At 71.8% G+C, this 12,858-nt stretch carries 12 protein-coding genes; 10 read left to right on the top strand and 2 right to left on the bottom strand.

All coding sequences use genetic code 11. The features are described 5' to 3' along the window. The first annotated feature begins 73 nt into the window (after nucleotides 1-73). The gene (paaK, locus tag ABWV20_RS09475; RefSeq protein WP_353354817.1) at nucleotides 74-1,387 is read left to right on the top strand and encodes a phenylacetate--CoA ligase PaaK; all 1,314 of its coding nucleotides are present in this window, start codon (nucleotides 74-76) and stop codon (nucleotides 1,385-1,387) included. 88 nt (nucleotides 1,388-1,475) lie between these two features. On the opposite strand, the gene ABWV20_RS09470 is transcribed toward paaK, so the two are convergent. Together ABWV20_RS09470 and ABWV20_RS09465 are read right to left on the bottom strand one after the other, a co-directional pair. After that, nucleotides 1,476-2,540: a quinone-dependent dihydroorotate dehydrogenase gene (locus ABWV20_RS09470; RefSeq protein WP_353354816.1), complete on the bottom strand. Its 1,065-nt coding sequence runs from the start codon at nucleotides 2,538-2,540 to the stop codon at nucleotides 1,476-1,478. A 104-nt stretch (nucleotides 2,541-2,644) separates the two neighbouring features. Further along, on the bottom strand, nucleotides 2,645-3,016 hold the full coding sequence (locus tag ABWV20_RS09465; RefSeq protein WP_353354815.1) for a GntR family transcriptional regulator: 372 nt from the start codon (nucleotides 3,014-3,016) through the stop codon (nucleotides 2,645-2,647). Between the two features lie 114 nt (nucleotides 3,017-3,130). On the opposite strand from ABWV20_RS09465, the gene ABWV20_RS09460 reads away from it, so the two are divergent. The 9 genes from ABWV20_RS09460 to galE all read left to right on the top strand — a co-directional run bounded on the left by ABWV20_RS09460 (nucleotide 3,131) and on the right by galE (nucleotide 12,824). Beyond that, on the top strand, nucleotides 3,131-3,340 hold the full coding sequence (locus tag ABWV20_RS09460; protein ID WP_353354813.1) for a hypothetical protein: 210 nt from the start codon (nucleotides 3,131-3,133) through the stop codon (nucleotides 3,338-3,340). Between the two features lie 136 nt (nucleotides 3,341-3,476). Beyond that, the gene (locus ABWV20_RS09455; RefSeq protein WP_353354811.1) at nucleotides 3,477-4,961 is read left to right on the top strand and encodes a cytochrome ubiquinol oxidase subunit I; all 1,485 of its coding nucleotides are present in this window, start codon (nucleotides 3,477-3,479) and stop codon (nucleotides 4,959-4,961) included. Nucleotides 4,962-4,975: 14 nt separating this feature from the next. Next, nucleotides 4,976-6,049: a cytochrome d ubiquinol oxidase subunit II gene (cydB, locus tag ABWV20_RS09450; protein ID WP_353354810.1), complete on the top strand. Its 1,074-nt coding sequence runs from the start codon at nucleotides 4,976-4,978 to the stop codon at nucleotides 6,047-6,049. Nucleotides 6,050-6,056: 7 nt separating this feature from the next. Further along, nucleotides 6,057-7,733 (top strand): thiol reductant ABC exporter subunit CydD, encoded by a 1,677-nt coding sequence (gene cydD, locus ABWV20_RS09445; protein ID WP_353354808.1) that lies wholly within the window; start codon nucleotides 6,057-6,059, stop codon nucleotides 7,731-7,733. Further along, nucleotides 7,730-9,538 (top strand): thiol reductant ABC exporter subunit CydC, encoded by a 1,809-nt coding sequence (gene cydC / locus ABWV20_RS09440; RefSeq protein ID WP_353354807.1) that lies wholly within the window; start codon nucleotides 7,730-7,732, stop codon nucleotides 9,536-9,538. The genes cydD and cydC overlap by 4 nt, the downstream gene beginning before the upstream one ends. Before the next feature lie 12 nt (nucleotides 9,539-9,550). Beyond that, the gene (locus ABWV20_RS09435) at nucleotides 9,551-9,964 is read left to right on the top strand and encodes a BlaI/MecI/CopY family transcriptional regulator (RefSeq protein ID WP_353354805.1); all 414 of its coding nucleotides are present in this window, start codon (nucleotides 9,551-9,553) and stop codon (nucleotides 9,962-9,964) included. A 14-nt stretch (nucleotides 9,965-9,978) separates the two neighbouring features. Next, complete coding sequence (locus ABWV20_RS09430) at nucleotides 9,979-10,884, top strand: M56 family metallopeptidase (RefSeq protein WP_353354803.1); 906 nt, start codon at nucleotides 9,979-9,981, stop codon at nucleotides 10,882-10,884. Nucleotides 10,885-10,984: 100 nt separating this feature from the next. Next, nucleotides 10,985-11,623, top strand: coding sequence for a peroxiredoxin (locus ABWV20_RS09425; protein ID WP_353354801.1), 639 nt, complete (start codon nucleotides 10,985-10,987; stop codon nucleotides 11,621-11,623). Between the two features lie 184 nt (nucleotides 11,624-11,807). Further along, nucleotides 11,808-12,824, top strand: a complete 1,017-nt coding sequence (gene galE / locus ABWV20_RS09420; RefSeq protein WP_353354799.1) for a UDP-glucose 4-epimerase GalE — start codon at nucleotides 11,808-11,810, stop codon at nucleotides 12,822-12,824. Nucleotides 12,825-12,858 lie beyond the last annotated feature (34 nt).

Genomic DNA, 12,858 nt, shown 5'->3' with positions numbered 1-12,858 from the left:
GCGCCCCCGGCATTCGAGTGGCCCCGTCATGCACAGGTGTACGACGGGGCCACTCGATGTCTAGTTTGGGCCCATGACAACGGAGTCACCGGCCCCCGCCCTCCCCGACCACGAGATCCCGACCCTCTCGGTCGACGAGCTCCGCCACCTGCAGACGGAGCGGCTGCGCGCGACGATCTCAGCGGCATACGCCAACGTCCCGCACTACAGGGCGGCGTTCGACGCGAAGGGCGTGACGCCCGAGGACATCCGGTCGCTCGACGACATCCACCGGCTGCCGTTCCTCACCAAGGCCGACCTGCGCGAGAACTACCCGTTCCGGATGTTCGCAGTGCCGCGCACTGACGTCGTCCGCATCCACGCCAGCTCCGGCACCACCGGCCGGCCGACGGTGGTCGGCTACACGAAGCAGGACATCGACACGTGGGCCGACCTCATGGCCCGCTCGATCCGCTTCGCCGGCGGCGGCCCGGGCGACATCATCCACGTCGCCTACGGCTACGGCCTCTTCACGGGTGGCCTCGGCGCGCACTACGGCGCGGAGCGGCTCGGCGGCACCGTCGTGCCCGTGAGCGGTGGGATGACCGAGCGCCAGGTCCAGCTCATCCGGGACTTCGGCGCGACCGTGATCCTCGTGACCCCGAGCTACTTCCTCTCCCTGCTCGACCAGATGGAGGCCGAGGGGATCGACCCGCGCTCGACGAGCCTGCGGGTTGGGATCTTCGGCGCGGAGCCGTGGACGGAGGCGATGCGCCACGAGATCGAGCAGCGCACGGGGATGGACGCGGTGGACATCTACGGCCTGTCCGAGGTGATGGGCCCGGGGGTCGCCCAGGAGGCGGGCACGACGAAGGACGGACTGCACCTCTGGGAGGACCACTTCTATCCCGAGATCATCGACCCGGTGACCGAGGAGGTCCTGCCCGACGGCGAGTTCGGTGAGCTCGTCCTCACCTCCCTGACGAAGCAGGCCATGCCGGTGGTCCGCTACCGCACCCGCGACCTGACCCGCCTGCTCCCCGGCACCGCGTGTCCCTCGATGCGGCGGATGGAGAAGGTGACCGGCCGCTCCGACGACATGATGATCGTCCGGGGGGTCAATGTCTTCCCGACGCAGATCGAGGAGTTCGTCCTCGCGGAGCCGCGGCTGTCCCCCTACTTCCAGTGCGTGTTGCGGCAGCCCGGTCGCATGGTCGAGCTGACCGTGCTCGTCGAGCCGGTCGAGTCGCTGGCCGACGCGGACGCCGACGCGATCGCCCGCCACCTCCAGCACGAGATCAAGACCAACATCGGCACGTCCTGCCGGGTCGAGGTCCGCCCCCCAGGGTCGATCGAGCGGTCCATCGGCAAGGCCCGCCGCATCGTCGACGAACGCCCCAAGCCCTAGCCGTATGCCGCTGAGCTCGCCAGGTGCCCCCGTGCCGTCTCGCTCCTCCCGACCGCCGCTGCCCGTGGTGGTGGGGAGATCACCACGCTCAACTGGGCGGCGACAGGTGTGCTCGTCCTCGTCGCCGGGCTGGTCTGGCGCGCCCGATCTCGCGGTTGATGGACCGGACCAGCGGAGGCCCGCCGAAGATGAAGCCGGTGTAGAGCTGGAGCAATGAGGCTCCCGCGTCGAGCATGCGGGTGGCGTCGTCGGGGCTCGAGATGCCCCCGACACCGATGACGGGCAGGTCGGGTGCCTCGCGGTGGATGAAGGCGACCACGTCCCGGGCGCGCGCGGTGAGCGGCCGGCCCGACAGCCCGCCCGCCTCGGCCGCCAGGTGGGCGTCGCGCGCGGAGATCCCGTCCCGAGAGAGCGTGGTGTTGGTCGCGATGAGGCCGGCGACGCCATGGTCCGTGCAGACCTGGAGCACCTCGGCGAGGGCGTCGTCGGTCAGGTCCGGGGCGATCTTGACGAGCAGCGGGGTCTCGTCCGACTCCGCCTGCAGGGCCGCGACCAGCTCGTCGAGCATCGCCCGGTCCTGGAGGCCGCGCAGGCCCGGGGTGTTGGGGGAGCTGACGTTGATCGCGACATAGTCCGCGAAGCGGCGCAGCGCGCGCATCGAGTGGACGTAGTCGCCGACGGCCTGCTCGACCGGGGTGACCTTGGACTTGCCGATGCTGATGCCGAGGGGCACGCCGACCGGGCCGAGGGCGGCCAGCCGCGTCGCGAGCGCGTCAGCCCCCTCGTTGTTGAAGCCCATCCGGTTGATGATGGCGCCACTGTCCCTGAGCCGGAACAGCCGGGGACGCGGGTTGCCCGGTTGCGCGTGGCGCGTCACGGTGCCCACTTCGACGAAGCCGAACCCGAGGGCCGGCCAGGCCTTGAGGGCGACGCCGTCCTTGTCCATCCCGGCCGCCAGGCCCACCCTGCTCGGGAAGTCCACACCGAACACCGTCGTCGGGTCGTCGGCGCCGTTCCACCGCCGCAGCGCCGTGAGTGCCGGCGAGACGCGGCCGAGGCGGCTCAGGGCGCCCATGGTCGTGTGGTGTGCGGCCTCGGCGTCGCCTCCGCCGATGCGGAAGAGGGCCGGTCGGACGACGCGCTGATAGATCACGGCCCACATGCTCCCATCCCCCACCTCCGCAACACACCCGCGTACCCACTGCCAACCCCTGCTGCAGGCGGCATATGCAGTCGGTAAGCGGGTGTGTTGCGGGGTCAGGGGCGGCGCAGGGCGGACCGGACGAGGTCGAGGGCGGCCGCCTCGTCGAGGCCGGCCCCGCGCGCGGCGGCGGCGTACTTCGCGGCGAGCGCTGCCATGGCCACCTCCGCCGTGTGGCTCCCCGAGGCGACGAGGGTGCCGGCGCGACGTCGGGTCTCCACGAGGCCCGCCGCCTCGAGCTCCTTGAAGGCACGGGCCACCGTGTTGGCCGCGAGGCCGAGGTCGGCGGCCAGGGCCCGGACCGTCGGCAGCCGGTCACCGGGGAGCAGTCGGCCGGTGGCGATGAGTGCGGCCAGCTGCGCCCGAACCTGCTCGAAGGGCGGCTCCGCGGAGTCGAGGTCGACGGTGAGCTTCACGTCAGGGGGCACGCGAGCATCCTCCCAGTCGAGCACGAGGTCCGCACTCCACTGGGGACGCCACGCGTATCAGGGCCGGGCCGGTCGGCGTCTGCCCTTCAGGGAAGCGATACCGAGGGGGCACCCATGAGCAGGATCCCACCGCACGTGGCTCGACTCGCCGGCATGTGGCCGGCCACCCCGGGACCCCTGCGTGGGGCGCCCGAGCCGGCCCAGCGGCATACGGCCGCAGTGACGAGCCCGGCGGAGGCGGCGGGGCGGGCCTCCATGCCGGCCCGCCGCTGGCTCCGGTTCCCACGGCACGCCCGGGCGAGGGCCTGGACTCTGCCCTCGTAGGAGCCCGGCGGCACCTGCACCCTCGACGAGGCGATGGTCTCGTTCCACGCAGAAGAACCCAGCGGCCCACACAATTACTACCTATCGTAGTATCTACTACGACACGTAGTTGCCGTTCGCCTCCGGGAGTCCCTTCATGGATGCCACTGACCTGGCCAGATGGCAGTTCGCCATCACCACGGTGTACCACTTCCTGTTCGTGCCGATCACCATCGGCCTCTCGGCCATCGTCGCCTTCCTCCACACGCAGTGGGTCCGCACCCACCGGCCGGAGTGGCTTCGCCTCGCGAAGTTCTTCGGCAAGCTCTTCACCATCAACTTCGCCCTCGGGCTCGTCACCGGGATCGTGCAGGAGTTCCAGTTCGGGATGAACTGGTCCGACTACTCGCGGTTCGTCGGCGACATCTTCGGGGCACCGCTCGCCGTCGAGGCCCTGCTCGCCTTCTTCCTCGAGTCGACCTTCCTCGGCCTGTGGATCTTCGGCTGGGGCCGGATCCCCGAGAAGCTGCACGCCTCCACGATGTGGATCGTCCACATCGGCACCCTCCTGTCGGCGTACTTCATCCTCGCCGCGAACTCCTTCATGCAGAACCCGGTCGGCTACCGCTACAACCCCGAGACGGGGCGGGCCGAGCTGACCGACTTCTTCGCCATGCTGACCAACAAGGTGCAGCTGGTCACCTTCCCGCACGTCGCGCTGGCCGCCTACATGGTCGGCGGTGCGGTCGTCATGGGGGTCGCCCTCCACCTCATGCGGCGCGAGGCCCTGCCCGCCGAGGGCGTCGACCCGGCCGAGCGGCTCGCCTCGGGCAACGCGTCCCTCTATCGCAAGGCCACCCGCATCGGCGCCGTCATCACCCTCGTCGCGGGCCTCGGCGTCGCCGTCACCGGTGACATCCAGGGCAAGATCATGACCGAGGTCCAGCCGATGAAGATGGCTGCCGCCGAAGGCCTCTACGAGTCCGTGCCGCAGGGCGAGGGCGCACCGTTCTCCGTCCTGACCCTCGGCACCCTCGACGGACAGCACGCCAACCCGATCATCGAGATCCCGGGCCTGCTGAGCTTCCTCGCGACCGGGGACATCAACGGCGCGGTCAAGGGCATCATCGACCTGAAGAACGAGTACGCCCAGACCTACGGCGCGAGCGGCAACCCGCTCGTCGCGGACCCGGCGACGGACTACGTCCCCAACATCCCGACCACGTACTGGACCTTCCGTCTCATGATCGGGGTCGGGATGGCGGCGGCGGCGATCGCGGTCGCGGTCCTGTGGCTGACCCGCAAGGGCCGGACGCCGACCCACCGATGGCTCTTCTGGGCGGCTGTCGCGGCTCCGCTGCTGCCCGTCTTCGGCAACTCGTTCGGCTGGATCTTCACGGAGGTCGGCCGCCAGCCCTGGCTCGTCTTCGGGCTGATGACGACCGCCACCGGTGTCTCGCCGGGCGTCTCGGCGGGTGAGGTCATCACGTCGATGGTCGGCTTCACCCTCCTCTACGGCGCCCTGGCCGTCGTCGAGATCAAGCTCTTCCTCCACTACGTCCGGCGCGGGGCCGACCCGTTCGAGCAGCCGGAGGAACCGAGTGAGCGGGACGAGGACGCGCCCCTCGTCTTCGCCTACTGAAAGGACAGTCCACCATGGATCTCGCCACCTTCTGGTTCATCGTCCTCGGCGTCCTCTGGACCGGCTACTTCGTCCTCGAGGGCTTCGACTTCGGCGTGGGCATCCTCCTGCCCGTCCTCGGCCGCAAGAAGGGCGCCGTCGGGGCGGCCGCGGTCGACGCCGAGAAGCGCCGCCGCGTCCTGCTCAACACCATCGGCCCCGTCTGGGACGGCAACGAGGTCTGGGTGCTCACCGCGGGCGGCGCGACGTTCGCGGCGTTCCCGCACTGGTACGCCACGTTGTTCAGCGGCTTCTACCTCCCGCTCCTGCTCATCCTCGTCGCCCTCATCCTGCGCAACCTCGGCTTCGAGTACCGCCACAAGCGCGGCGGCGCCGAGTGGAAGTCGCGCTGGGACCTGGCCATCTTCTGGGGCTCGCTCGTCCCCGCCTTCCTCTGGGGCGTCGCGCTGACCAACATCGTCCGGGGCGTGCCGATCGACGCCGACATGGAGTTCACCGGCAACCTCTTCACGCTGCTCGGACTGGTCCCCATCCTCGGCGGGCTGACCTTCGTCGCGCTCTTCGTCACGCACGGGGCGATCTTCGTGGCGCTCAAGACTGACGGCCCCATCCGCTCTGACTCCCGGCGCATCGCTGAGCGGATGGGGCTCGTCACCGTCCTGCTCGCCGTCGTCCTGCTGCTCCTGCTCGGGATCAGCGACGGCAAGGCGGCCTCGTGGCTGACGACGATCGTGGCCGCTGTGGCGCTCCTCGGCGCCCTTCAGGCCAACCGCGCCGGACGTGAGGGCCTGGCCTTCCTCGGCACAGCGGTGACGATCGCCATGGCCGTGGCGACCTACTTCCTCATGCTCTTCCCCAACGTCATGCCGTCCTCGACGAACCCCGCGTGGAGCCTCACCGTCGACAACGCCTCGAGCTCCGAGTACACGCTCAAGGTGATGACCGTCGTCGCGCTCATCTTCACCCCACTCGTGCTCGTCTACCAGGCGTGGACCTACTGGATCTTCCGCAAGCGCCTCACCGTCGCCCACATCCCCGACGACGTGCAGCCCGACCGGCCGGACCAGCCCCTGCAGAGGATCGGGTGATGCCTGGATGAGGCCGTTCGACCCGCGCCTCCTTCGCGTCGTCCCGGCGGCGCGGAGGCCGGTGACCGCTCTGGCGGCCATCGGGATCGCGACCGGAGTCAGCACGATCGCCACGGCGTTCGCCCTCACGGGCGTCGTCGTGGCGGTCGTGGCTGACCGGCCGGTCGCCCCGCCCGCCGTGTGGCTCGCGGTCCTCTTCGTCGTCCGGGCGGCTCTCGCCTGGGCGACCGAGGTCGTGGCGGCCTGGGCGGGCGTCAGCGTGTCGACGGCCTTGCGGACCGCGCTGGTCCGCACGTGGGGATCCCACACCGACAGCCCGAGCGGCTCGGGCCCCGGCCGCTCCACGGCGCTCTCCCTCGCCACCGCGGGGGCGGGAGCCGTCGAGCCGTATGCCGCCCGCTACCTGCCGACGCTCGTCACCGCGGCCGTCGTTCCGGTTCTCGCCATCGCGACCCTGGCCGTCGTCGACTGGCCCAGTGCCCTGATCGTCGTGCTGACGGTGCCGCTCCTCCCGCTCTTCGCCGCCCTCATCGGACGCGCGACGGCTGACTCGACCGAGCGGCGGTGGGCGGCCCTGGCCGCGCTGTCCGGGCACTTCCTCGACGTCGTGCGAGGACTGCCGACCCTGGTCAACTACGGCCGGGCCCGTCCGCAGGTCGAGGTGGTCCGAGACGTCAGCGAACGCCACCGTCGGGCGACGATGGAGACGCTGCGGATCGCGTTCCTCAGCTCGGCCGCCCTCGAGCTCCTCGCGACGATCAGTGTCGCGATCGTCGCCGTGACGGTGGGCCTGCGCCTCTCCTACGGAACGATGGAGCTCGCGCCGGCTCTGGTCGCCATCCTGCTGGCACCCGAGGCGTACTGGCCGATCCGCCGCGTCGGCCAGGAGTTCCACGCCGCCGCGGACGGAGCCGCCGCCCTCGAGGACATCCTGCAGGTCCTGGAGACCGAGAGGCTCCCGCGGTCGGGCGCGGTCGGCCCCTTCTCCCGGGTCGACCTGAGGGACGTCAGCTACGCGTATGCCGCTGGGCTGGCTCCCGTCATCCGTGACCTCGACCTCGTGGCCGGGTCGGGCCTCTACGTCATCACCGGCCCCTCGGGGGTCGGCAAGACGACCCTGCTCGACCTCGTCGCCGGGCTCAAGGCGCCGACGGCAGGGTCGCTGTCCGCACCGCCGTCCCACTACGTCACGCAGCGACCCTTCCTCGCCGCGGGCTCGATCCGCGCCAACCTCACGCTGGGCCGTGAGGCGGCGTCGTCCCAGGGACCCGGAGCGCGGTCCGACGACGACCTCTGGGAGGCGCTGCGGACCGTCGGGCTCGACGGGGTCGTGGCCGGCCTGCCCGAGGGCCTGTCGACGCCCCTCGGCGACGACGGCTTCGGCCTCTCCGCTGGTCAGCGGCAACGCCTCGCGCTCGCCCGGGCGTGGCTCGCACCCGAGCCGCTGCTCCTCCTCGACGAGCCGACGGCACACCTCGACCCCGAGGTGGCCGAGGCCGTCAACGCGCTCATCGCCCACCTCGCCGAGCAGCGGATCGTCCTCGCCGTCACGCACCGGCCCGAGCTCGTCGCCCTCGCCGACGAGCACCTCCACCTGCTCCCCCTGCCGGAGCCCCTCCCCGCGCCGGCGACCCCTGGCCCCCGTGAGCTCTCCCTGACCGCACGACCGGAGGTGGCGACATGACGCCGCCGACGACCCGGTCGCCGAGTGTCCGGGTCGGGGCGGACGCGCTGACGAAGCCACAGCGTGCCCTCCCCGGCTCGGCCCCCGGCCAGCCCGGCCAGCCCGGCCGGATCGCCCTCGCCGGCCTGCTCGGAGGCCTCGCCACCGCCTCCGGGATCGCCCTCACGGCGACCTCGGGATGGCTCATCGCCCGGGCTGCCGAGCAGCCCATCATGCTGACCCTGATGACGGCGATCGTCGCCGTGCGCACCTTCGGCATCGTGCGGCCGGTCTTCCGCTACTTCGAGCGACTCGTCAGCCACGACGCGTCCCTGGCGACGCTCGCCGCCCGGAGGTCAGCGGCATACGAGGCCCTGATCCCGCTGACCCCCGCCCGACTCGGCCGACGCCGGCGCGCGGACGTGCTGACCGCCGTCGTCCACGACATCACGGACGAGGTCGAGGCACAGGTGCGGGTCTCCGTGCCCGTCGTCTCGAGCGCCGTCGCAGGTGCCATCGCGATCGGCTTCACGACGGTCATCGCGCCGGCCGTCGGCCTCGTCGTCGCCCTCGTCTGCGCCGCGGTCGCGCTGGTCAGTGTCGTCGCTCACCGGATCGAGGCGCGCACGCTGGGAGCGCTCGTCGCCGCCCGCGCCGACGTCGGTCGGGTCAGCGAGCTCGTGACGTCGCAGGCCGACGAGCTGCGCGCGATCGGAGCGTGGGGGACGGCGACGCGCTGGCTCGACGAGGCGCACGCGGACGTGGCTCGGGCGACCCGGACGGCGGTGCGGGGGCGCGCGCTCGCCGCCGGCGGGTTCCTCCTCGTCGTCGCGGCCGCCACCATCGCCACCGCTGCGATCGCGACCGGCCTCGACCTGTCCGACCCGCTCAAGGCACTGCTCGTCCTCACGCCCGTCGCCCTCGCCGACGCCCTCGCCCCCCTCGCGGACGCGATGCGCGCCCGCGCCCAGGCCCGTGCCGCCGCAGCGCGGACGGCGACCCTGCTCGCCCAGGATCCCGCGGTGCACGATCCCGCGTCGCCCAGCACGGTGCCGGACTCCGAGTTCGGCGGCCTGCTCCTCGAGGGGGTCACCGCCACCTGGGCCCCAACCGCATCGGCAGACTCGCCCGCCCCGGTCGAGGCGGCTCCCTCCGTCGGGCCGTTCGACCTGCGGCTGGCGCCGGGCGAGTCCGTCGCCGTCCTCGGACCCAACGGCAGCGGCAAGTCCACCTTGCTCGCGGTCCTGGCCCGCCACCTCGACCCGCGCTCCGGGCGCTACCTCGTCCAGACGGCCGACGGGCCGCGCGACGCGCTCGCCGAGCCCTTGGAACAGGCCCGCGCGCGGATCGCGGTCGTCGACGACGAACCACACGTCTTCGGCACCACGCTGCGCAACAACCTCACGCTCGCCCGCCCCGGCGCGACTGACGAGAACATGCTCCGGGCCCTGGGCCAGGCCGGCCTCGGCCGGCTCGCCCCGAGCCTTCCCGACGGTCTCGACACCGTCCTCGGGGCGGGCGGCCGTGGCCTCTCCGGCGGTGAGCGAGCGCGGCTCGCCATCGCCCGGGCCCACCTCAGTGGCCGGCCGGTGATCGCGCTCGACGAGCCGGTCGCCCACCTCGACCCACCGACTGCGCGCAGCGTCCTGACCGACCTGCTCGCCCCCCGGCGCGACACCGACGATCGCGGCGACCTCACCTACCCGACCGACACCCCTGAGGCGAGCCCGGACGACGGCCGGCCGGCTGTCGTCTTGGTCACACACCGGCCTGAGGGGCTCCACCTCGTGGACCGCGTTTTCACTGTCACCCATCCGCACAGGTAGATTGGAAGCATCATGGCCAGCAATCCACGCACCCGACTCGGAGAGCTCGAGCGTGCCGTCATGGAGCACCTCTGGGCAGCCACTGAGGCGGCCCCCGCGGGTCTCACCGTGCGCGACGTCCACGACGCCATCGGCGTCGAGCGTGGCCTCGCCTACACCACGCTGATGACGGTCCTCGACCGCATGGCCAAGAAGAAGCTCGTCACGCGAGAGCGTGACGGCCGAGCGTGGCGCTACCTGCCCGCATCGTCCCGCGACGACCTGACGTCCGAGGCGCTCCACCACACCCTGGGCGAGCTCGCCGGGTCCGACCGTCGCAGCGCGCTGCTCCGCTTCCTCGACCAGTCGAGTCCCGAGGAGCTCGACGAGCTCCGGGCGGCTCTGGCTGACCTCGAGCAGCGCGAGGGCAAGCGCAAAACCGGCTAGCCCTCGAGTCGCCCATGGTCATCGCGGCCCTGCTCACCCTCACGATCGCCCTCGCGTGGCCGGTGCCGCGTCTCATGGCCGGCATGACGACGTTCCGGCGTGCCCCGAGAGCGGCGCTGGTCGTGTGGCAGTCGACCTCCGTGGCGGCCGTGCTGGCGGCCCTCTTCGCGGCCCCGGCCGCCCTGCCCTACGTCATCGGCCCGACCTACGAGCTGGCCGAGAACGCCGCCCAGATCGCCGTCGCTGTCACCGTGACCGGCCTCATCGCGGGGCGCCTCATCGTCTCGGGACACCGGGTGGGCACCCGACTGCGAGCCCACCGCCGCAGGCACCGGCAGCTCGTCGACCTCCTGGCGGTCCCGGCCGCTCACCCGGGTGGTGCCCCCGCCCACGGGGCGCACATGCGCGTCATCGAGCACCCGACACCGACCGCCTACTGCGTGCCCGGGATGCGCCGCCGCGTCGTGCTCACCCAGGGCACCCTGGACTCGCTGCCAGAGGACCAGCTCGACGCCGTCCTCGCGCACGAGCGGGCCCACCTGCGCGCCCGCCACGACCTCATCCTCGAGTTCTTCACGGTCATCCACGAGGCGATGCCCCGCTGGTTCCGGTGCGATGCCGCGCTGCGTGAGGTGACGCTCCTCATCGAGGTCCTCGCCGACCGCGCCGCGGTCCGCGCCACCGGTGTCCTCTCGACGGCGCGTGCCATCGTCGGGATGGCCACCGGCGCGGTCAAGCCGGAGGGCGTGCTGGCGATGAGCGAGTCGCCGTCCGCCGCTCGGCTTCGCCTCGAGCTGCTCCAGCCAGGCCCGGTGGCGGGGCTGCCGGGGCCGGTGGCGGCCACGGTGATGTACCTCTTCGCGGCGTCGGTGGTCATCATGCCGGTCGCCCTGCTCGTCGTCGCCTGGGCCACGGCCTGACGGCCATCCGGCGTCCGCGGATCGGACGGCTCTCGTCCCATAAGTCAAGGTTATGGTTCAGTGCTGTCCAACGCGCTGTATCGCCCCGAAAGGACCCGTCATGACCTCGCTCCGCCTGGGTGACACCGCCCCGGACTTCACCGCCGACACCACCGAGGGCACCCTCTCCTTCCACGAGTGGAAGGGTGACGGGTGGGCCGTCCTCTTCAGCCACCCGGCGGACTTCACGCCGGTGTGCACGACCGAGCTCGGCCGGGTCGCTGCCCTCAAGGACGAGTGGGCCCGCCGCAACACCAAGGTCATCGCCGTCTCCGTCGACCCGGTCGACCAGCACCAGCAGTGGAAGCCGGACATCGAGCAGGTCAGCGGCCACGCGGTCGACTACCCGATCGTCGCCGACGAGGACCGCTCGGTCTCCGAGGCCTACGGCATGATCCACCCGGGTGAGGGCGACACCTCGACGGTCCGCTCCGTCTTCCTCGTCGACGGCAGCAACAGGGTGCGACTCTCGCTGACCTACCCCAAGTCGGTCGGCCGCAACTTCGACGAGATCCTCCGCGCGCTCGACGGCCTGCAGGTCACCGACGCCGGGCCGTTCTCGACCCCGGCCGACTGGCAGGTCGGCGACCGCGTCATCGTCGCCCCGACGCTCTCCACCGAGGACGCCCGCGCCCGGTTCGTGGACGTCGAGGAGGTCAAGCCGTACCTGCGCTTCACCTCCGTCCCCGCCCCCGCCTGACCCGCTGACACCGCAACACACCCTCTACCGGGCAACACACCCGCATCAGACCCGGGTGTGTTGCCAGTAGACGGGTGTGTTGCGTCGTGAGGGGGCGGGAGGGCTGGGAGGCCACGAGCCCCGGGGCGCCGGCTCAGCGGCATACGGCATCGGGGGACCCACGCCGCGTCGCTAGGCTCGTCCCATGCGTGTACTCGTCTCCGGCGGCGCCGGCTATATCGGCAGCCACACAGTCGTCCAGCTCGTCGCCGCCGGGCACGAGGTCCTCATCGTCGACAACTTCGCCAACAGCAAGCCGAGCGTCGTGGCCCGGCTGGAGGCCCTGACCGGCACGCACCTGCCGGTCCACGCGTTCGACCTCGTCGACCACGACAAGACCGAGCACCTCTTCGCCGCGGAGCCGATCGACGCGGTCATCCACTTCGCCGGGCTCAAGGCCGTCGGGGAGAGCGTCGAGAAGCCACTCGAGTACTACGAGAACAACCTCGGCACCACCTTCTCGCTCGTTCGGGCCATGCGCCGCCACAACGTGCGCAAGCTCGTCTTCAGCTCCTCGGCGACCGTCTACGGAGTCAGCGAGCCACCCTTCACCGAGGACATGCCGACGGGGGCGTCGAACCCCTACGGCTGGACGAAGGTGATGATCGAGCAGGTGCTGCGTGACGTCGCGCAGGCCGACCCGAGCTGGCGGGTCGCGCTGCTGCGCTACTTCAACCCCGTGGGGGCACACGCGTCGGGCACCATCGGCGAGGACCCCCAGGGCATCCCCAACAACCTCATGCCCTTCGTCGCGCAGGTGGCGGTGGGTCGCCGGGACAAGCTGCAGGTCTTCGGGGGCGACTACCCGACCCCGGACGGGACCGCACTGCGCGACTACATCCACGTCGAGGACCTGGCGTCCGGGCACCTCGCCGCGCTCGACCGGCTCGGTCGCACGGACGCCCCCGTCTCGACGTGGAACCTCGGCACCGGCGTCGGCACCAGCGTCCTCGAGGTCGTCCACGCCTTCGAGCGGGCCGCCGGCCGCGAGCTGCCCTACGAGATCGTCGACCGGCGCACCGGGGACCTTCCGGCGACGTACGCCGACCCGAGCCTGGCCCAGCGCGAGCTGGGCTGGCGGGCCGAGCGCGACATCGACGACATGTGCGCCGACACGTGGCGCTGGCAGAGCCAGAACCCCGAGGGATACCCCGACGCCTGAGCCGTATGCCGCTGGGCTCGGTCCCGGCGCGACG

It is taken from the genome of Intrasporangium sp. DVR (assembly GCF_040365325.1).
In the GTDB taxonomy this organism is placed as follows: domain Bacteria; phylum Actinomycetota; class Actinomycetes; order Actinomycetales; family Dermatophilaceae; genus Intrasporangium.
This window is presented reverse-complemented; position numbering and strand designations above follow the sequence as displayed.

Coding starts and splice junctions, on each gene's coding strand:
- cydB (WP_353354810.1), top strand. CDS start 4,976: ATGGATCTCGCCACCTTCTGGTTCATCGTCCTCGGCGTCCTCTGGACC.
- paaK (WP_353354817.1), top strand. CDS start 74: ATGACAACGGAGTCACCGGCCCCCGCCCTCCCCGACCACGAGATCCCG.
- cydC (WP_353354807.1), top strand. CDS start 7,730: ATGACGCCGCCGACGACCCGGTCGCCGAGTGTCCGGGTCGGGGCGGAC.
- cydD (WP_353354808.1), top strand. CDS start 6,057: ATGAGGCCGTTCGACCCGCGCCTCCTTCGCGTCGTCCCGGCGGCGCGG.
- ABWV20_RS09460 (WP_353354813.1), top strand. CDS start 3,131: ATGAGCAGGATCCCACCGCACGTGGCTCGACTCGCCGGCATGTGGCCG.
- ABWV20_RS09455 (WP_353354811.1), top strand. CDS start 3,477: ATGGATGCCACTGACCTGGCCAGATGGCAGTTCGCCATCACCACGGTG.
- galE (WP_353354799.1), top strand. CDS start 11,808: ATGCGTGTACTCGTCTCCGGCGGCGCCGGCTATATCGGCAGCCACACA.
- ABWV20_RS09435 (WP_353354805.1), top strand. CDS start 9,551: ATGGCCAGCAATCCACGCACCCGACTCGGAGAGCTCGAGCGTGCCGTC.
- ABWV20_RS09430 (WP_353354803.1), top strand. CDS start 9,979: ATGGTCATCGCGGCCCTGCTCACCCTCACGATCGCCCTCGCGTGGCCG.
- ABWV20_RS09425 (WP_353354801.1), top strand. CDS start 10,985: ATGACCTCGCTCCGCCTGGGTGACACCGCCCCGGACTTCACCGCCGAC.